This is a genomic window from Flavobacterium sp. GSP6, assembly GCF_003984855.1.
Lineage (GTDB): Bacteria > Bacteroidota > Bacteroidia > Flavobacteriales > Flavobacteriaceae > Flavobacterium.
Genome location: NZ_RYDO01000004.1, coordinates 201163 through 220184, shown reverse-complemented (window position 1 = coordinate 220184; position 19022 = coordinate 201163). Strand labels below are relative to the sequence as shown.

The 19022-nt window shown below is 35.0% G+C and carries 16 protein-coding genes and 1 pseudogene; 13 read left to right on the top strand and 4 right to left on the bottom strand.

Annotated elements, in window-relative coordinates; all coding sequences use genetic code 11:
- Positions 1 to 1470 precede the first annotated feature (1470 nt).
- A pseudogene (locus EKM03_RS06785) lies at positions 1471 to 1560 on the bottom strand (transposase); the annotation flags it as partial.
- A 275-nt stretch (positions 1561 to 1835) separates the two neighbouring features.
- Between EKM03_RS06785 and EKM03_RS06780 the strand changes: the two are divergent.
- The 6 genes from EKM03_RS06780 to EKM03_RS06760 all read left to right on the top strand — a co-directional run bounded on the left by EKM03_RS06780 (position 1836) and on the right by EKM03_RS06760 (position 7635).
- Positions 1836 to 2411: a GIY-YIG nuclease family protein gene (locus EKM03_RS06780; protein WP_233584070.1), complete on the top strand. Its 576-nt coding sequence runs from the start codon at positions 1836 to 1838 to the stop codon at positions 2409 to 2411.
- A gap of 36 nt (positions 2412 to 2447) precedes the next feature.
- Positions 2448 to 2606 carry a hypothetical protein gene (locus EKM03_RS15240; RefSeq protein WP_233584069.1) on the top strand — a complete coding sequence of 53 codons (159 nt, stop codon included), beginning with the start codon at positions 2448 to 2450 and terminating at the stop codon, positions 2604 to 2606.
- 183 nt (positions 2607 to 2789) lie between these two features.
- Positions 2790 to 3803, top strand: coding sequence for a M28 family metallopeptidase (locus EKM03_RS06775; protein WP_126460895.1), 1014 nt, complete (start codon positions 2790 to 2792; stop codon positions 3801 to 3803).
- 270 nt (positions 3804 to 4073) lie between these two features.
- Positions 4074 to 4652, top strand: a complete 579-nt coding sequence (locus tag EKM03_RS06770) for a non-canonical purine NTP diphosphatase (protein ID WP_126740077.1) — start codon at positions 4074 to 4076, stop codon at positions 4650 to 4652.
- A 204-nt stretch (positions 4653 to 4856) separates the two neighbouring features.
- Positions 4857 to 6779, top strand: a complete 1923-nt coding sequence (locus EKM03_RS06765; RefSeq protein ID WP_126460901.1) for a DEAD/DEAH box helicase — start codon at positions 4857 to 4859, stop codon at positions 6777 to 6779.
- An 88-nt stretch (positions 6780 to 6867) separates the two neighbouring features.
- On the top strand, positions 6868 to 7635 hold the full coding sequence (locus EKM03_RS06760; protein WP_126460905.1) for a carboxypeptidase-like regulatory domain-containing protein: 768 nt from the start codon (positions 6868 to 6870) through the stop codon (positions 7633 to 7635).
- A 354-nt stretch (positions 7636 to 7989) separates the two neighbouring features.
- Here the strand turns inward: EKM03_RS06760 and EKM03_RS06750 are convergent, their stop codons facing one another.
- A complete protein-coding gene (locus tag EKM03_RS06750; RefSeq protein ID WP_126740076.1) occupies positions 7990 to 9453 on the bottom strand; it encodes an aminoacyl-histidine dipeptidase in 1464 nt (487 codons plus the stop codon).
- Between the two features lie 109 nt (positions 9454 to 9562).
- Between EKM03_RS06750 and EKM03_RS06745 the strand changes: the two genes are divergently transcribed.
- Positions 9563 to 10630 (top strand): DUF3810 domain-containing protein, encoded by a 1068-nt coding sequence (locus EKM03_RS06745; protein WP_126460909.1) that lies wholly within the window; start codon positions 9563 to 9565, stop codon positions 10628 to 10630.
- A 25-nt stretch (positions 10631 to 10655) separates the two neighbouring features.
- Here EKM03_RS06745 and EKM03_RS06740 read toward each other — a convergent pair whose 3' ends face one another.
- The gene (locus EKM03_RS06740; RefSeq protein ID WP_126555653.1) at positions 10656 to 11960 is read right to left on the bottom strand and encodes an NAD(P)/FAD-dependent oxidoreductase; all 1305 of its coding nucleotides are present in this window, start codon (positions 11958 to 11960) and stop codon (positions 10656 to 10658) included.
- A gap of 432 nt (positions 11961 to 12392) precedes the next feature.
- Between EKM03_RS06740 and thrS the strand changes: the two genes are divergently transcribed.
- The 4 genes from thrS (at position 12393) to rplT (ending at position 15764) form a co-directional block, all read left to right on the top strand.
- A complete protein-coding gene (gene thrS / locus EKM03_RS06735; RefSeq protein WP_126460917.1) occupies positions 12393 to 14339 on the top strand; it encodes a threonine--tRNA ligase in 1947 nt (648 codons plus the stop codon).
- Between the two features lie 16 nt (positions 14340 to 14355).
- Positions 14356 to 14913 (top strand): translation initiation factor IF-3, encoded by a 558-nt coding sequence (gene infC / locus EKM03_RS06730; RefSeq protein WP_370273076.1) that lies wholly within the window; start codon positions 14356 to 14358, stop codon positions 14911 to 14913.
- A 138-nt stretch (positions 14914 to 15051) separates the two neighbouring features.
- Complete coding sequence (gene rpmI, locus EKM03_RS06725; RefSeq protein ID WP_022827375.1) at positions 15052 to 15249, top strand: 50S ribosomal protein L35; 198 nt, start codon at positions 15052 to 15054, stop codon at positions 15247 to 15249.
- Between the two features lie 170 nt (positions 15250 to 15419).
- Positions 15420 to 15764 carry a 50S ribosomal protein L20 gene (rplT, locus tag EKM03_RS06720; RefSeq protein ID WP_035633036.1) on the top strand — a complete coding sequence of 115 codons (345 nt, stop codon included), beginning with the start codon at positions 15420 to 15422 and terminating at the stop codon, positions 15762 to 15764.
- 104 nt (positions 15765 to 15868) lie between these two features.
- Here the strand turns inward: rplT and EKM03_RS06715 are convergent, their stop codons facing one another.
- Entirely contained in the window at positions 15869 to 16729 is an 861-nt protein-coding gene (locus EKM03_RS06715) for a hypothetical protein (RefSeq protein WP_126740075.1), read from the bottom strand.
- Positions 16730 to 17067: 338 nt separating this feature from the next.
- Here EKM03_RS06715 and EKM03_RS14980 point away from each other — a divergent pair, with 338 nt between their 5' ends.
- Positions 17068 to 17232 (top strand): hypothetical protein, encoded by a 165-nt coding sequence (locus EKM03_RS14980; RefSeq protein ID WP_156063249.1) that lies wholly within the window; start codon positions 17068 to 17070, stop codon positions 17230 to 17232.
- Positions 17233 to 17288: 56 nt separating this feature from the next.
- Positions 17289 to 19013: a tetratricopeptide repeat protein gene (locus tag EKM03_RS06710; RefSeq protein WP_158616368.1), complete on the top strand. Its 1725-nt coding sequence runs from the start codon at positions 17289 to 17291 to the stop codon at positions 19011 to 19013.
- Positions 19014 to 19022: the final 9 nt, after the last annotated feature.

Sequence of the window (19022 nt, the reverse complement as noted above, 5' to 3'; positions counted from 1 at the left end):
ATCAATCTGTCAAGGAACATTGCGCGTTTTGCGGGGTGCAAAGGTAACATCCGTTTTCTATTCTCACAAGCTTTATCGAATCTTTTTTTGAAAATAAATTTTCCTTTTGATCCAATTAACTTGCCAGTATTTTAAAGAACTTCTAAACCATTACCTCACTATAATTATATTCTAATTGGTGTTCAGTAAACTTGTTTGCGGGTGCAAAACTACACCCTTTATTCGCTTTTACAAGCTTTTTAATCCCTTTTTTTTATCCTTTTCTTAACTTTTTCTTTAACTAGCTGATATCACGTTTTTTGAAGATCAAAGTTTTTTCTTTATAACCCTACCCGCCTCCAAAGTATACCCATTCTTTCTCTAAAACGACTATTCCAACTGCAATACTAACACTTCGATTCCTTTTCTTTCTTTGCCAAATATTTCGAAATACAGCTATAGCTGCTCTTTTACCCGCTCTTCGTTTCGCTTTTCTAATTCATAGGGTGCTTTACCTCCATTATTGAAGTCTAAAATTAATCCAACTAATGGTTTTGTGCTATATAGATGGGATAGTGTGTTAAATTGTACTATTGCTTTTATATCCTATATATAAGGTATCATTATATACATCAAAACAACTAAAAGTTCTAAACTAAGAAAGCACGCGTTAGGGATAGTAGTGAAAAGCCCGCAAGAAAGTGGAGCGTAACGCAACTTTATGAGGACTTGTAGCGGATAGCCCGACTCCTTATATAAAAAGAGACTACTACACGCTATAGTAATTCCTCTTTTTATATATGGAGGAACGCTCAAATAATAGCTTAACGCCTTTAGTTTTCTACCTTTTATAGGGTCACGTTAGAAATTACGGATTTGTCTTGTAGCAAAATGTCACTATCACCGGCATATTGATCTTTTGATTTTATTAAAAGCCAGGTGTTTTAGTGTTTCGTTTTTAGTTTCACTAATATGAATTTGCTTTTGAGTTTTTTTTCATTAAGAATAAAACTGAGATGTCCTTTTTGTAAATCGGTCATTAGTTTGCATATCCAGTTTTACCATGCTCTGAGATTTATTTGCTTTAAACAGAATAGAAGTAATCCATTTAAACAACATAAATTTATTTAATGCATATTATTACAAACATTAATAAAAACTTATAAATAAAAAAACCCACCTTTGTAATTAGATAATTAATATATTCCCTCAGCTAAAAAAAGAATAATTAAGGATTTTAATGAGTGGGTTACAAAAAAATTGTTGACGGAATTGCAGTATGTCCTTTCGTGCTAAAAATTTGCGCTGTAATATTTTCCTTTTCTAATATTTTGAATTAGTAAACAAATACTAGAATTTTAGCGATGAAAACAGATGCCTATTGTATTCGCTTAACTTTTAACCAACCAAAAGTTGAGCGGTGCAATTCCTCTTCCACTGGATATTCCGGGGCAAACTGAACACCCTATTCCGGTTTAAACTGTACATGTGATTGCTGATGGCGATTTTATGGGTGTATCTCCCCGAATATTCCACCACCTGACTTGAACCGCCAAAAGGTTGCTTAGCAAATACCATGAATCCTGCCGGATTTGTTAGTATTCATTGCCATTTCCTAAAAGGATCACTTTATGTTTTGTGATGTTAAGAGCAATTTTCAACCCTTTTTACGGACTGTTTTATTTTAATAATCATAAGCGACTTTTACCAGAACGAATTTTAATTGTAGTTTAAATAACATATATTTACTCAATGATTAACAAAATACAGTTCGTTTAGAGGTTTTTATCCCGATCCTTCAGGAGAATTGACGTTATGTGTCAAGTATACCTAAAATCGGAGAAAAATAACGAATTATGACTGAACAATTTTCACAAAAGACACAAGAAGAATTAAAATCTTATGTTTATATTCTAATTGACCCAAGAGATAACAAAATATTCTATGTTGGAAAAGGTTATGGAAATCGTGTTTTTTCTCATATTAATGAAGCAATATTTAATCCAAGCGAAACTGAAAAATTAGAAATTATCAGAGCAATTAAAATAGAAAATTTAAAAGTAAAACACTTTATAATTAGACACGGATTAGAAGAAAATGAAGCTCTAATAGTTGAATCTGTTTTAATTGATTTTTTGACCTTTAGGGATTTTGCAGAAATTGCTAAAATTTCAAATATCGTCGCTAGACATAATTCATTTAACCAAGGAATTAAAACTGTTAATGAATATGAAATACTTTACAATTGTGAAGAATTAAAAAAAGAAAATATTGAACATACAGTTTTAGTAATTAATATAAATAAAACATACGATAATAAACGAAAAAAGAAAAGTGAAAATCCAGTTTATGACAGACCCAATATTTACGAAGCAACTAGAGGTTGGTGGGTATTAGACAAAACAGAGCAGAAAATTCAGAGCTTGTTTTAGCCGAATATAAAGGTGTAATAAGAGCAATATTTAAACATGAAAAATGGGTTCAAGATATTGAATATAGAGGCACAAAAAGATGGGGATTTGAAGGTTCAGAAATTATTTCAAAAGAAATTCTTGATATATATGAATAAAATAGTGCCTAAAATTAGAGGAATGGCAAATCCTATTCGTTATTTTGAAAAAATATAATAGTAAAAAAAACCAGCCAATAACATTTAGCAAACTAGAACATTTAAAACAGCCGTTCTTATGAAGAAACTCGATTGATTTCTTTCCTAAAAGCAGCCTGTTATTTTTTATTAACTTTATTCTAGTCCTTATTATAGTATTCCTTTTACCCTATAAACCTTTATTAACCTACATTAAAAAAAAATGAAAAAATTCTCTTTATTATCCTTCATGATTCTTCTAACCATCAGCTGTGCTTCTCAAGAATCTAGCGTTGCTCGTGTTGATCCTACAAAATACATGAATACAATAACAGCTGACGAACTTAAAACGCACCTTTATATTGTTGCTTCAGACGAAATGGAAGGCCGTGAAACAGGATCTGCCGGACAAAAAAAAGCGGGGATGTACCTCATTGATCAATATAATAAAAATGCGGTTCCCTTTCCTACAGGCGCTTCCGACTATTACCAAAAAATTCCTGCCGCCTTCCTAAATGCAAAACGCAATGAAAACTTACCGGATTCTGAAAACATTTGGGCCTATATTGAGGGTTCTGAAAAACCAAATGAGGTCTTGGTCATTTCTGCCCATTACGACCACGTAGGGACAAAAAACGGAGAAATTTATAACGGCGCTGATGATGATGGTTCCGGAACTGTTGCTTTGTTAGAAATTGCACAAGCATTCCAAATAGCTAAAAAAGCAGGTCATGGTCCAAAACGCTCCATCCTATTTCTCCATGTTACCGGCGAAGAACATGGTCTACATGGCTCCCGATATTATTCTGAAAATCCTCTATTCCCATTAGCCAATACAATAACTAATATCAATATTGACATGATAGGCCGTCGCGATGATGCCCACGCCAGCAGCAATAATTACGTATACGTCATTGGTGCCAATCGATTATCAACTGATCTGGATAACATTTGTACCTTTGCAAATGCTAAATACACCAATCTTGTTTTGGATTACAAATTCAATGACCCAAAAGATCCAAATCATTTTTACGAACGTTCTGACCATTATAATTTTGCCAAAAACGGTGTGCCTTCTGTTTTCTTTTTTAATGGCGTCCATGCTGATTACCACAAACCTACTGATAGTCCGGACAAAATTGAATATGATGCCTTGACTAAAAGAGCCCAGTTTGCATTTGTAACCGCCTGGGAACTGGCAAACCGCGCCGAAAGACCTATGGTAGATAAAAAATAAAGTTTGTATTTGGGCACATCCACGCTTTCACTAGCGTTACAGCGTGGTCGGGCTATTCGTTACAATCTTTTATATCTTGTCAGGATTAAAAACCCTGACAAAATATAAAAGGATTTCCACTGCTATCCCTTGTGCAAACCCACAAGGAACGGATTGTCTCATTTATTAATTCATTTGCAGTCCAATAAAAAACTTCAAATTCTATCTAAATAATTTTACCGGACAACACTGTTTTTAAAAAATGTATATTTGACAACCTAAACTAAAAAAATGCAACTCGTTTTCGCTTCCAGCAATAAAAATAAAATTTTCGAATTACAAAGCATGCTTCCTAAAACCATAACCATTGTAAGTTTAGAAAGTATCGATTGTCTTGAAGACATACCGGAAACAAGCGATACGATTGAAGGCAATGCCATTCAGAAAGCAAATTACATCACTGAAAAATATGGATGCGATTGTTTTGCAGACGATACTGGACTCGAAGTCCATTCCTTAAATGGAGCACCCGGCGTTTATTCTGCCAGATATGCAGGCGAGCAACGCAATGCAAATGATAATATGACTAAATTATTAGATGCCCTTTTGGATAAAGAGGATAGAAAAGCACAATTCAAAACAGTTATAGCACTAAATCTAAACGGGAAACAATATCTGTTTACCGGAATTGCTGGTGGTGAAATAACCTTAAAGAAAACTGGTAATCAAGGTTTTGGTTACGATCCGATCTTTCAACCTGATGGCTATCAGGAAACTTTTGCCGAATTATCATTAGATATAAAAAACAAAATAAGCCATAGAGGAAAAGCAACACAACAACTGATTCATTTTCTAAAGATGAATAAATAAACGATTCAATTGTACTATTTTTATAACAAAAACTTGAATTCCAAATAAAAATTTCACACTAAATACACCAAATCAAAACGATTAATTTTCAAACAAAACGATAACATTCTGATAATCAAATTATAATAAATTGTAAAATCTTAAAATAGCATTAGTTTATATGAATTATAAACAGTAATTTTGCACCCTATTTTAAAAATACATATGAATAAATTTGAACAATTAGGATTGAGTGAATCGTTACTGAAGGCGATTTTAGATCTAGGATTTGAAAATCCGACCGAAGTACAGGAGAAAGCGATTCCCCTATTATTGGAAAAAGACACAGATATGGTTGCGTTGGCTCAGACAGGGACAGGGAAAACGGCAGCATTTGGATTTCCAGTTATTCAGAAAATTGATGCCAACAACAGAAATACTCAAGCATTAATTTTATCTCCAACACGCGAACTTTGTTTGCAGATTACCAACGAAATTAAAAACTACTCTAAATACGAAAAAGGTATTAATGTGGTAGCAGTTTACGGTGGAGCTAGCATTACAGATCAAGCGAGAGACATAAAGAGAGGCGCGCAAATTATTGTAGCAACTCCAGGAAGAATGCAAGATATGATTAATAGAGGTTTGGTAAACATCTCTCAAATCAACTATTGTATTCTTGACGAAGCTGACGAAATGTTGAACATGGGTTTTTACGAAGATATCGTAAACATCCTTTCTACTACGCCAGACGAAAAAAGCACTTGGTTGTTTTCAGCTACAATGCCTGCCGAAGTAGCACGAATTGGAAAACAATTCATGAAAGACCCAATTGAAATTACAGTTGGAGCTAAAAATTCAGGTTCTGCTACAGTTTCTCACGAATTTTACCTTGTAAATGCTCGTGATCGTTACGAAGCTTTGAAACGTTTAGCCGATGCTAATCCAGATATTTTCTCAGTAGTATTTTGTCGTACCAAAAGAGATACGCAAGCTGTTGCTGAAAAATTAGTTGAAGACGGATACAGTGCTGCTGCATTGCACGGAGATTTATCTCAAGCGCAACGTGATGGTGTAATGAAATCTTTTAGAGGAAGACAAATCCAAATGCTTGTCGCTACTGATGTTGCTGCACGTGGAATTGATGTTGATAACATTACTCACGTAGTAAATTACCAATTACCAGACGAAATTGAAACTTACAATCACCGTTCAGGTCGTACTGGCCGTGCTGGTAAATTAGGAACTTCTATCGTAATCGTAACTAAAAGCGAATTGCGCAAGATTTCTTCAATTGAAAGAATCATCAAACAAAAATTCGAAGAAAAAACGATTCCTTCTGGAATTGAAATCTGCGAAATCCAATTATTACACTTAGCTAATAAAATTAAAGATGTAGAAGTTGATCACGAAATTGACAACTATCTTCCTGCAATTAACAGCGTTCTTGAAGATTTATCGAAAGAGGAATTAATCAAGAAAATGGTTTCGGTTGAATTTAACCGTTTTATCAATTATTACAAGAAAACTAGAGATATTTCTAATCAAGCTTCAGGTTCTGAAAGACGTGAGCGCGACGATAGAGATGGTGCTCCGAGAGAAAACAACAATGGTGGCGCAACACGATATTTTGTGAACATAGGTTCTAGAGATAACTTTGACTGGATGTCATTGAAAGATTACCTGAAAGAAACATTAGACTTAGGTCGTGATGACGTTTTCAAAGTAGATGTAAAAGAAGGATTCTCTTTCTTTAACACAGATCCGGAACATACCGATAAAGTAATGGAAGTATTGAACAATGTTCAATTAGAAGGACGTAGAATCAATGTTGAAATTTCTAAAAACGATGGTGGCGGAAGACGTGATCATAACGGAAGAAGTTCTGGCGGAAGTTTTGGCGGAGGTCGTTCTGGTGGCGAAAGAAGTTCAGCTCCAAGAAGAGAAGGTAGTTTTGCTCCAAGAAGAGAAGGTTCTGGTGGATTTAGAAGCGACAGAAATTCTGCTCCTAGAGAAGGTGGTTTCGGAGCAAGAAGAGAAGGCGGTTTTTCATCTGACAGACCTCGAACAGAAGGTTCTGACAGAGCACCAAGACGTTCTGAAAGCTTTGGTGACACACCAAGACCAAGAAGACCAAGAAGAGACTAACATTCATTGTTAATATTCTTATAATTATATACTGAAACTACAAAATATTTAATCCTGTTTTATTACTTTTAAAGTCTTAAATCAGTTTATGAAATATTTTGTAGTTTTCTTTTTTTTAGTACTATCTGTACCTGCTTTTGCGCAAGTTAAGAAACCTTCCCAGAAAGTTGATGGTGTCATCATCAGTAACACAACTAGAGAACCATTATCTAGTGTAAACATCATTAATATTAATAAAGTCAGAGGAGCGACAACCGATTCAAGAGGCCATTTTGAAATCGATGTACAACTAAATGACACACTTCACATTACCAGTCTCGGATTCCAATCGCTTCGTGTACGAGTTACTAATGACTGGATAAAAAATAAAAGCACCAAAATACAGCTAACAGAAAAAGCAATTGCTCTTGAAGAAATAGTTATAAGACCTTTTAATCTAACCGGATATCTTGAAGTAGATACTAAAATCATTCCTATCAGTGAAAATTACCGCTACAGTATTTCCGGATTAACACAAGGATACGAGGCAGGTGAATATTCCCCAAATGCATTTGGAAGAGTATTGGGCTCCATCTTTAATCCAGCAGATATGCTTTATAATTTCTTTGGTAACAATCCCAAAGAACTCAAGAAACTAAAAGAATTAAAAAAGGATGATACCGTTCGAAATCTTTTGGAATCAAAATTCGACAGAGAAACTATTGCGGTACTTTTAGGTATTGACAAAAATGAAATTCCTGAAATTTTGCAACGCTGCAACTACTCTGAATCGTTTATAAAAACAGCAAACGACCTACAAATCATGGATGCTATCAGTGGCTGTTATGAAGAATATAAAGTTTTAAAGATAAAATAAAACATACTCTTATATTGAAATTTTGCCATTTCCATAAATTAAATCATTCCTCAATTCTTAAAGAAATTGGGGCTTTTTTAAAGTAATATTTCAAACAAATCAAAAATATTATATACATTTACCTACATCAAGAATTAAAAACAAAACCTAAATACTCCTATTATGGCAAAAAGTCAAGACGCGAAGAAAACCGCAAAGAAAGAGCCTTTAAAAACGGCTAAAGAAAAGAAAGAAGAAAAAAGAGACAAGAAAAACACTCCCAAAAGAGACTAATTATTAGTGAGCAGTGAGCAGTTTTTAGTATTCAGTTACAAATAGACTGAATACTAAAAACTGATTACTGAACACTTTGTTTTATTTGACTGGAATAGTAGCTAAAATTTCCAAAACAAATTTCCAAAATTTCTGAGAAGAAGAAATACTAGCTCTTTCATCAGGGGAATGCGCTCCGTGAATGGTTGGCCCAAAGGAAATCATATCCATATCCGGATAATTTGTCCCTAGAATTCCACATTCTAATCCTGCGTGACACGCCACTACTTTTGGTTTTTCACCGTTTTGTTTTTCGTAGATTGGCACCAAAACATCCAAAATTTCAGATTCTGAATTTGGTGTCCAACCAGGATATACACCTGAAAATTCTACTTCACAACCCATTAGTTCAAAAGCGGAACGCAACGCATTGGCCAAATCAAATTTAGCCGTTTCAACAGAAGAACGTGTTAAACATTGTACTGAAAGTTGTCCATCACCTACAATTACTTTGGCAATATTATTCGATGTTTCTACTAAATCTGCAAAATCAGCACTCATGCTGTACACTCCGTTGTGCGCCGTATACATAGATCGTACAAAATAAAACTGAGCAATTGTAGGCATTACTCTAGCAGGAGCTGCCTCCATTTTTTCAAAAACAACTTCTAAATTTGGCTCTGTCGTTTTAAGTTCCGTTTTGATTTCGTTTACAATTTGCTGCATGTCAAAAACAAAAGCTTCATCATATACCTCGGCAATAATTACTTTAGCTTGACTTTCACGCGGAATTGCATTGCGTAAACTTCCTCCTTTTATTTCGGAGATTTGCAAACCAAAATTATCAAAACCATCAAATAACAATCGGTTCATAATTTTATTGGCATTACCTAACCCTTTATGAATATCCATTCCGGAGTGGCCGCCTTTCAGGCCTTTTACAGTAATTGTATACCCCACAGAACCTTCGGGAGTGGCCTCTTCATCATACTCTGCAGTGGCCGTCACATCAATTCCTCCTGCACAACCAATATCTATTTCATCATCTTCTTCCGTATCCATATTTAAAAGAATTTGACCTTGCAGAATACCTCCTTTTAAGTTCAGTGCTCCTGTCATTCCTGTTTCTTCGTCAATAGTAAACAAAGCTTCTATTGCAGGATGCGGAATATCAGTACTTTCTAAAATTGCCATAATCGCAGCAACTCCAAGACCGTTATCAGCACCAAGCGTTGTTCCTCGAGCACGAACCCAATCTCCATCTACATACATATCGATTCCTTGGGTATCAAAATCAAAAACAGTATCAGCATTTTTTTGGTGCACCATATCCAAATGTCCTTGAAGTACGATAGCTTTTCGGTTTTCCATACCAGCAGTTGCCGGTTTTCGGATAATTACGTTGCGAATTTCGTCTTCAAAAGTCTCTAATCCAAGGCTTTCGCCAAATTTTTTTATGAACGCAATCACACGATCTTCCTTTTTAGAAGGACGAGGCACGGCATTCAAATCGGCAAACTTGTTCCAAAGTGCTTTTGGTTCCAGACTTCTTATTTCTTGACTCATTTATTTGTGTTTGAGGTTTAACATTTACAAGTCCCAAAGTTACAAAGTTTAAATTCCTTACGGTAGTAATTGATATTGTAATTATATTTACATTTCCAAAATTCAACCATTGAAAACAAAATATTTCCTTTCCTCCTTTCTATTTATCCAAATACTGCTTTTACAAATTATTTCCTTCTATCCGGAACAGGTAGAAGAATGGTATAGCAATGGTCTCTACCCGATACTTTCGTTGTTCTCGAGAACCATTCTGGGAGAAATTCCATTTTCCATAGGCGATTGTCTCTATTTCATAGTTATTTTATTTGTTTTCAAATGGCTTTGGAACAAACGAAAAACATGGAAATCCAATTGGAAAGACACCCTTTTGAGTATACTGAGCTTTGTTTCGGTTTTTTACTTTTTGTTTCATGTACTTTGGGCACTGAATTATTACCGTGAACCGCTTTTTGAAAAAATGGAAATTCAAAAAGACTATTCAGATGCTGATTTGTTGGCTTTCACCAAAAAAATAATTGCCAAAACCAATGCCGTTCAAAACCAACTCACAAAAAATGACAGCTTGAAAGTGGTATTCCCGTACTCTCAAGAACAGGTTTTTGAAATGAGTATGAATGGATATAAAAACCTGGAAGCGGAACATCCTTACTTCGCCTATTCAAAGCTAAGCACTAAAAAATCGCTAATTAGTTTGCCCTTGACCTACATGGGTTTTGGAGGCTATTTGAATCCGTTTACCAATGAAGCACAGGTTAATTACCTAGGTCCAATGTACAGTTTCCCCATGACTACTAATCATGAAATGGCACACCAAATAGGCTTTGCAAGCGAAAGTGAATGCAATTTTATTGGGTATTTAGCTTCGGTCAAAAATGATGATTTGTATATTCAATATTCAGGGTACAGCATGGCTTTGCGATATTGTTTAAGCAACTGGAAGGCCCGAGACGAGGTGGTTTTTAAACAATTATTAAACACTGTTCATCCCGGTATTATCAAAAACTACAAAGAAAGTGAGCATTTCTGGAAGCAATACGACACGATTATCGACAAAGGATTCCATGCTTTTTATGATCAATTCCTGAAAGCAAACCAGCAAAAAGACGGCATCGAGGGCTATAGTAAATTTATAAATTTGATGGTAAATTATTACAAGGAAAGAAGTTATGAGTTATAAATAAGACTTTAAAATTCATGATTTTCTATACTTCATCGCTGGTAAATGTCGTAAAACTTTTCTTTTTGTAGGGTCTGATAATCAAACGGCCTTCCCGATCAAAACGAATGTAGTTGTAGACCCAATTCAGGAATACGACGGCTTTATTTTTGAAACCAATCAGTGAAAACAAGTGGACAAACATCCAGACAAACCAGGCAAAAACACCGCTGAAATGGTATCCCGGCAAATCGACTACCGCTTTATTCCTTCCTATGGTTGCCATAGATCCTTTATCATTATATTCAAAAGCTTCCATGGGTTTATTTTCAATTAATTTTATTAAGTTTTCGCCCAATAATTTCCCTTGCTGCATCGCAGGTTGCGCCATCATGGGATGTCCTTGCGGATAGGTTTCGGATTCCATGGAAGCAATATCACCCACTGCAAAAATAGTATCATAACCAATCACTTGATTGAATTCATTGACCCGTATACGTTCTGCTTTTTCAACTAGTGCTGCTGCATCCAGTCCAGCAACAACCGCACCTTGAACGCCTGCTGTCCAAATCAGAGTGGCAGTTTCAAACGTTAAATTGGAATTTGTCGTTATAGTACGTCCATCATAATTAGTAACACGTACGTTTTTCCAGATTTTTACGCCTAAACTGACCAGAAATTTTTCGGCAGCTAAAGAGGATTCTTCGCTCATAGTATTCAGGATTCTATCCCCACTTTGAATGAGATTGATTTCCATTTTAGCAATATCAAGATCCGGATAATCTTTTTGGAGAATGGCTTTTTTCATTTCAGCTAAAGCACCTGATAGCTCTACTCCTGTTGGTCCTCCCCCAACCAGGACAAAATTGATGAGACTGTTTTGTTCGGCTGCATCTGTGGTTAAAACGGCTTGTTCGAAATTTTCAAGAATCAGGCTTCGAATATTGAGTGATTGCGGTATGGTTTTCATGGCCATACTGTTGCGCTCAATTTCCTTATTGCCAAAATAATTCGTTTTGGAACCCGTGGCAATCACGAGATAATCATAGCTTAATACTCCAATTTCAGCAATAATTTTTTTGTTTTCGGCATCAATTTCCTGAACATTGGTGAGTCTAAAATAAACATCATCGTATTCCTGAATGACTTTTCGAATGGGATAAGCAATAGAGCCAGCTTCAAGACCGCCTGTAGCAACTTGATACAGCAGTGGTTGGAAAGTATGGTAATTGTGTTTATCTAAAAGGACAACCTGGACTTTTTTATTTTTGAGTTTTTTAGCTAACGCAATTCCGGCAAAGCCACCGCCTATAATAACTATTCTGGGTAAAGGTGAGTTTGGGATGTTCATTTTTATTGAAATATTTTTTAAAGGTGCTAAAGAATCAAAGATACAACGTTTTAAAATGTGAATTGACAAAGTGAAGGGTGAGAAGTAAATGGTAAAGAGTCAAATTAAACATTTTCAAAATTGGATTTTATTCCGCAAGATCAGGATCTTATTTTTTTTTAAAGTCCGTCAGAAAACTAATCGTGTAATTGAGTTTTGATAAATGTGAAAAGGCTTTTCCTTTGTTTTACGAAAGAAAAGCGTGCAATAGTATAGTAGAAAACGAACGAAACGAACTAAAAAAGCAGACAACTCCCCAAAATAAATGATTGCTTTTCATTTGTTTATAATCCGTTATGATTTTGTATTTACACCCATATAGCAACAAACCTTACTTATATATTGTGTGTATTTCTGCAATGCGCTATATTTGCATTCTTAAAATAATAAACAATGATTAAGATTACTTTGCCCGACGGGTCAGTTAAAGAGTTTGCTTCAGGGGTAACACCGATGGATGTTGCTAAAAGCATTAGTGAAGGATTTGCCAGAAATGTGATTTCGGCTTCTTTTGATGGTACAACTATTGAAACCACAACTCCTTTGACGACAGACGGCAGTCTTATCTTGTATACCTGGAATGACGAGGGCGGAAAAAAAGCATTCTGGCACTCTACTTCGCATGTTATGGCACAGGTTCTGGAGGAAATGTACCCAGGAATCAAATTAACGCTCGGACCAGCAATATCTAATGGATTTTATTATGATGTGGATTTTGAAGATCAAAAAATAACGGACGCGGATTTTAAGAAAATTGAGGATCGTGTTCTTGAAATAGCAAGAGGAAAACATGAATTCAAGCTACGTCCTGTATCTAAAAAAGCCGCTTTAGAATTATACAAAGACAACGTTTATAAAACAGAAATGATAACCAATCTTGAGGACGGAACGATTACGTTTTGCGATCATGATACGTTTACTGACTTATGCCGCGGTGGTCATATTCCAAATACTGGAATCATCAAAGCGATGAAAATAATGAGTGTTGCCGGTGCCTACTGGCGCGGTGATGAAAAAAACAAACAGTTGACCCGGGTTTACGGAACTTCGTTTCCTAAACAAAAGGATCTTACGGAATACCTTTTATTACTAGAAGAGGCAAAGCGTCGCGACCATAGAAAACTAGGAAAGGAATTAGAGTTATTTGCTTTTTCACAAAAAGTTGGAGCAGGCTTACCGTTATGGTTGCCAAAAGGAGCTGCATTGAGAGATCGTTTAGAACAGTTTTTAAAAAAAGCACAGAAGAAAGCGGGTTATGAGCAAGTAATTACGCCACATATAGGTCAGAAGGAATTGTATGTCACTTCAGGACATTATGCTAAGTATGGTGCTGATAGTTTTCAACCTATAAGCACTCCTGCTGAAGGTGAAGAGTTTTTATTGAAACCGATGAACTGTCCCCATCACTGCGAAATTTATAATGTAAGACCATGGTCCTACAAAGATTTACCAAAACGTTATGCTGAATTTGGAACCGTTTACAGATACGAACAAAGTGGTGAATTGCACGGATTAACCCGTGTAAGAGGATTTACACAGGATGACGCCCATATTTTTTGTACACCGGAACAACTGGATGAAGAATTCAAGAAAGTAATTGACTTGGTATTGTATGTATTTGGTTCATTAGGATTCGAAAACTTTACCGCTCAGATTTCTTTGAGAGACAAAGAAAACAGAGATAAGTATATTGGTAGTGATGAAAATTGGGAAAAAGCAGAAAATGCGATTATTAATGCTGCTGCAGATAAAGGGCTGAACACCGTCGTTGAATATGGTGAAGCCGCTTTCTATGGTCCAAAATTGGATTTCATGGTAAAAGATGCTTTGGGAAGACAATGGCAATTAGGAACCATTCAAGTAGATTATAACCTGCCGGAACGTTTTGATTTGACCTACAAAGGATCTGACAATGAATTACACAGACCGGTGATGATTCACAGAGCTCCTTTTGGATCAATGGAACGCTTTATTGCTATTTTATTAGAACATACTGCAGGAAATTTCCCTCTTTGGTTAATGCCGGAACAAGCTATAATATTGTCTTTGAGCGAGAAATATGAAATATATGCGAAAAAAGTTTTAGATTTGCTAGAAAATCACGAAATTCGCGCCCTCATAGATAATAGAAACGAGACAATCGGGAAGAAAATCAGAGATGCCGAAATGCAAAAAACCCCGTTTATGTTGATCGTAGGTGAGGAAGAAGAGAGAAACGGAACCATCTCTATTCGTCGTCACGGACAAGAAGGAAAGGGAAATATCAGCGTTACAATAGACGAATTTGTTGCTATTGTAAATGAAGAGATCAATAAAACATTAAAAGTATTTACAGTTTAACTTAAATTATAAAGTCATAGCAATAAGAAGCAACAGAGGTTACCAACCTCGCGTAGAAAAAAAAGATGCACACAGAATAAACAGTCTTATTCGTGGTGTACAAGAAGTAAGACTTGTAGGAGAGAACATTGAGCCGGGAGTTTTTAAACTTTCGGAAGCTCTAAGATTAGCGGATCAATTTGAATTGGATCTTGTTGAGATTTCTCCAAATGCAGAACCACCGGTGTGCAAAATCATGGATTACAAGAAATTTGTTTACGAACAAAAGAAACGTGATAAGATCCTAAAAGCGAAATCTACACAAGTTGTTGTGAAAGAAATCCGTTTTGGCCCACAGACCGACGAGCATGATTATGAGTTTAAGAGAAAGAATGCAGAAAAATTCTTGAAAGAAGGAGCCAAATTGAAAGCATTCGTTTTCTTCAAAGGGCGTTCAATCATATACAAGGACCAAGGTCAAATCTTATTGTTGAGATTGGCAACAGATCTTGAAGAATTTGGAAAAGTAGAAGCCATGCCTGTTCTGGAAGGAAAGAGAATGATCATGTTCATCGCTCCTAAAAAGAAAAAGTAATATCCTCCCCTAACCCTTCCGAAGGAAGGGAACAAAAAAAGGAGAAACAAATATAACTTCTCGTCACCCTCCCCTTTGGGGAGGGCTGGGGAGAGGAAAAAATAAGTAAGTACGAATAAATTAAAACACTAGGAAAAAATGCCTAAAATGAAAACCAAATCTAGCGCCAAGAAACGTTTTAAAGTTACTGGTTCTGGAAAGATTAAAAGAAAGCATGCTTTTAAAAGTCACATTTTGACTAAAAAGTCTAAAAAACGTAAATTAGCATTGACACACTCTGCGCTAGTTCACAAAACAGATATGAAAAGCATCAAACAACAATTAAGAATTATTTAATAAGTCTTAAAGTTGCAAAGTCAAAGGTCTTAAAGCCTTTGGACATTCGACTTTAAAAACTTTTGACTAAATAGTCTTTAGGTTAAAACAATTTAAAATAACCTTGGAGTACGGCCATTAAGCGCTTTTGATTTAATTCAAGCCGCCTGCTACAAAAAACAATAAAAATTATGCCAAGATCGGTAAATTCAGTTGCTAAAAGAGCAAGAAGAAAAAAAATAATGAAGCAAGCCAAAGGTTTCTTTGGTAGACGTAAAAACGTTTGGACAGTTGCTAAGAATGCGGTAGAGAAAGCAATGTGCTACGCTTACCGTGACAGAAAAGTGAACAAAAGAAATTTCCGTGCATTATGGATTCAACGTATCAACGCTGGAGCTAGATTGGAAGGAATGTCTTATTCACAATTCATGGGTAAAGTAAAAGCTAACGGAATCGAATTGAACCGTAAAGTGCTTGCTGATTTAGCAATGAATCACCCAGAAGCTTTCAAAGCTGTACTTAATAAAGTAAAATAAACGTTTTATAACTCAATTTAGATTACTTACTTATATAAAAAACCCAATCCGAAAGATTGGGTTTTTTTGTTTACATACTGTTCAGCTTAACTGCTTCTGCACCATCATTGCATTAAATTATACTTTTTGATAATGTACTTGGTAATAGGCTTTAGTGGTTTTCCCGTTACTGGGTGAAATCCTGCCATATTGAAAAGTTCTATCTCTCCATCACGCTTACAATACCACACGATAGGTGTCTCTTTATTAAAGAATTGCAACGTACTACTACAATCTACTTTCTTTAATTTCATTACCTCCTCATCAATGGAACTACTAATTCCAAACTGTCCATTGTCTTTCAAGCAATCTACTGCTACATAATAATTCCCCTCCCATTTCATACAGTCCTTCTCTGGAAAAAAAATTCCTTTTACAGTATATCCCATAAAAAATAATGCCATCAAAATAGCAAGAATAATTCCTGATTTTCTCAAATGCGCATATTGAGAGATTCCTGCTAGAACATTATTAGTAGGGTTCACTAATTGAATACCAACATCGGTCATTCTCTTTTTTTGAAACGCTTTAACACTTTCTTGAGCATCTCTTTCGCTACTCTTACCATGGAGTAAATACGTATTATAAGGCCTTGGAATAAAATCTACCAAAATGGCTGCTAATTCTATTCTAGCCGCAGTATCAGAATCTTTCTGTCCTTTTAGAAAGGATATAATGGGTTTAAATTTTCCGAGATCAAAATTTTCAATTACCCGTCTCAAAGTATCCTCCGCTTTAGCATCAAAAAACATTTTAAATACATTTTCATCTGCATTGGACAGGCCATTACCCAATTTCATCAAGCATAGATTCCGCAATTGTGCAGGGGTTGGATTTAATAATATTCCCGACACTTCATCCATTTTAGATACTTGATATTCTGCTTTAATGGCACGTTTATACTCCTCAAAAGTAATTTTATTCATACTCCTATTTTGGTATTTATAAGCATTAGTCGGAAACTATCAGAATTACCGGAATTACCGGAATTCCTTTGAGAACAAACTGCACTATCCTCATTCCTTTGCTTAAGAATTCTTTGCTGTCTTGAATTGCAATCAAGACAAATGTACAAAACTAGTTCTTAAAAAAAGTGCTACAAAACAGCCTGGTCGGTCTATTCGGGAAGTATAGATGGTCCTATTCTGTTTTCAGCACACTTACTTCCCCAAAAAGCAAATCTTTTATGGTAGGCTAATCCTGATAACAATTCGATTTCGAAATCGGACTGACCAACCCATATTTAATTTTAATTCAAAAAAAAATGAAAAGAATACTACTAGTATCGTGTTTAATCATTGCCGGAATTGCAATGGTTTCCTGTACCAATGACGAAGTACAAACCACTCCAGATAACAAACAACAAGTATCCGCAGATGATACAGGAGGAGGTGCGAATGGACAAACTAAAATTCCTCCTCCAAAATAACAATACAAATATAGAATTAAATCCATATCTAAAATTAATTTATGTATTTTCGGGGAATGAAACTTAAAAAGTTGAATTCCCCGTTTTTAATTTCACTCATCCTTTTATTTACAGGATTTATATCTTGCAAAAAAGAAAGTACCATTGCAACACAAATCAAAAGCAACCCGCACTACCAACAGCATTTTTTACGTGCAGAAAAACATTTTGAAAACCAAGTTTATGATAGTGCTTTTTATTACTACAACGAATCAAAATTAGCTTGTAATGAAGGAACGGATACTGGAAAAATAATTTATTCCTTATTAAAAATGGCTGTAATTCAGCAAATACAAGGGGATTATTTGAGTAGTGAAACCACGGCTACTGAGGCTATTTCCTTATTCCAAAAAACAACAAATCGCTACTACAAATGTGCTGTATACAATATATTAGGTATTAATTATGAGCGACTTTATGACTATGACAATGCAATACTCTACTATAATAAAGCACTCAATCAAATCCCGGATGAATCACAAAAAACAATCCTTACAAATAATATTGCCGTAGCGTATATAGGCAAAAATGATTACAAAAGCGCACTGCAGCTTCTGGTGCCATTAACTCTCCATACAAACATTTCAAACGATGAGGAAAATAATGCCAGGGTTCTTGATAATTTGGGCTATTGCTATTTCAAAATGGGTGATTCAAGAAGTCTTCACTATCTGAATACCGCTTTAATCATTAGAAAAAAAATAAAAGATGACTTTGGAATTACAACCAGTTATCTTAATATTGCTGAGTTCTATAAAAAATCCAATCCTGGATTATCTTATAAATATGCACAATTAGCTTACGAAAAAGCAACAAAAATTAACAATGTTGATGACCGATTGAAAGCAATCGCATTATTAATACGAAATAGCGTTGGGAAGGAAACAAAAAAATTTTCCATTCTTCACCTCCACATCAATGACAGCATCAATAAAGCCCGACAAAAAGCAAAAAATCAATTTGCAAAAATAAAATATGATTCTAAAAAAGATAAAGATGAAAATTTAGAACTAAAAACACAAAAAATAGAAAATGCACTTTTATTAGAAAAGCAAAAAAATAGAAATCTAATTTTATCCTTTGTTATCGTATTCACCTTAATAATAAGCATTTCCGCAGCAAATTTTCTTATGGCTAAAAACCGAAGAGAAAAGGTGAAAATTTCATATACCACTGAAATTCGAATTTCAAAAAAACTACATGATGAACTAGCTAACGATGTGTATCAAACCATGGCATTTGCAGAAACACAAGATTTATCCACCGCACAAAATAAAGAAGTTTTACTAACCAGCCTAGACACTATTTATTCCCGGACACGAAACATTTCCAGAGAAAACAGCACTATTGAAGCAGGAGCACTGTTTGAAACTAGTTTAAAAGAAATGATGTCCGGTTTTCAAACAAATGAAATCAATATATTAACCAATGGAATGGATACAATTCAGTGGAACGCTATAAACAGTACTAAAAAAATAACGCTTTACCGAGTGGTACAAGAGTTACTGGTCAACATGAAAAAGCACAGCCAATGCAGTTTAGTTGTATTAACTTTCAAAAAAAATAAAAATAAATTACAAGTCGATTACACTGATAATGGTATTGGAGCCACGCTTGAAGAATTAACTTCAACAAATGGACTTCAAAATGTGGAAAACCGTATTCATGCCATAAAAGGAACCCTTAATTTTGACAGTAAATCCAACAAAGGGTTTAGAGTCCGTTTTATTTTTCCAATATAATCTAGTCCA

Excerpts from the sequence above, each read along its gene's own strand:
- EKM03_RS15240 (WP_233584069.1), top strand. The coding sequence starts at position 2,448 with ATGAAAAATGGGTTCAAGATATTGAATATAGAGGCACAAAAAGATGGG.
- EKM03_RS06750 (WP_126740076.1), bottom strand. The coding sequence starts at position 9,453 with ATGAGTCAAGAAATAAGAAGTCTGGAACCAAAAGCACTTTGGAACAAG.
- EKM03_RS06715 (WP_126740075.1), bottom strand. The coding sequence starts at position 16,729 with ATGAATAAAATTACTTTTGAGGAGTATAAACGTGCCATTAAAGCAGAA.
- rpmI (WP_022827375.1), top strand. The coding sequence starts at position 15,052 with ATGCCTAAAATGAAAACCAAATCTAGCGCCAAGAAACGTTTTAAAGTT.
- EKM03_RS06775 (WP_126460895.1), top strand. The coding sequence starts at position 2,790 with ATGAAAAAATTCTCTTTATTATCCTTCATGATTCTTCTAACCATCAGC.
- EKM03_RS06770 (WP_126740077.1), top strand. The coding sequence starts at position 4,074 with ATGCAACTCGTTTTCGCTTCCAGCAATAAAAATAAAATTTTCGAATTA.
- EKM03_RS14980 (WP_156063249.1), top strand. The coding sequence starts at position 17,068 with ATGAAAAGAATACTACTAGTATCGTGTTTAATCATTGCCGGAATTGCA.
- EKM03_RS06740 (WP_126555653.1), bottom strand. The coding sequence starts at position 11,960 with ATGAACATCCCAAACTCACCTTTACCCAGAATAGTTATTATAGGCGGT.
- EKM03_RS06710 (WP_158616368.1), top strand. The coding sequence starts at position 17,289 with ATGAAACTTAAAAAGTTGAATTCCCCGTTTTTAATTTCACTCATCCTT.
- rplT (WP_035633036.1), top strand. The coding sequence starts at position 15,420 with ATGCCAAGATCGGTAAATTCAGTTGCTAAAAGAGCAAGAAGAAAAAAA.
- EKM03_RS06780 (WP_233584070.1), top strand. The coding sequence starts at position 1,836 with ATGACTGAACAATTTTCACAAAAGACACAAGAAGAATTAAAATCTTAT.
- EKM03_RS06765 (WP_126460901.1), top strand. The coding sequence starts at position 4,857 with ATGAATAAATTTGAACAATTAGGATTGAGTGAATCGTTACTGAAGGCG.
- thrS (WP_126460917.1), top strand. The coding sequence starts at position 12,393 with ATGATTAAGATTACTTTGCCCGACGGGTCAGTTAAAGAGTTTGCTTCA.
- EKM03_RS06760 (WP_126460905.1), top strand. The coding sequence starts at position 6,868 with ATGAAATATTTTGTAGTTTTCTTTTTTTTAGTACTATCTGTACCTGCT.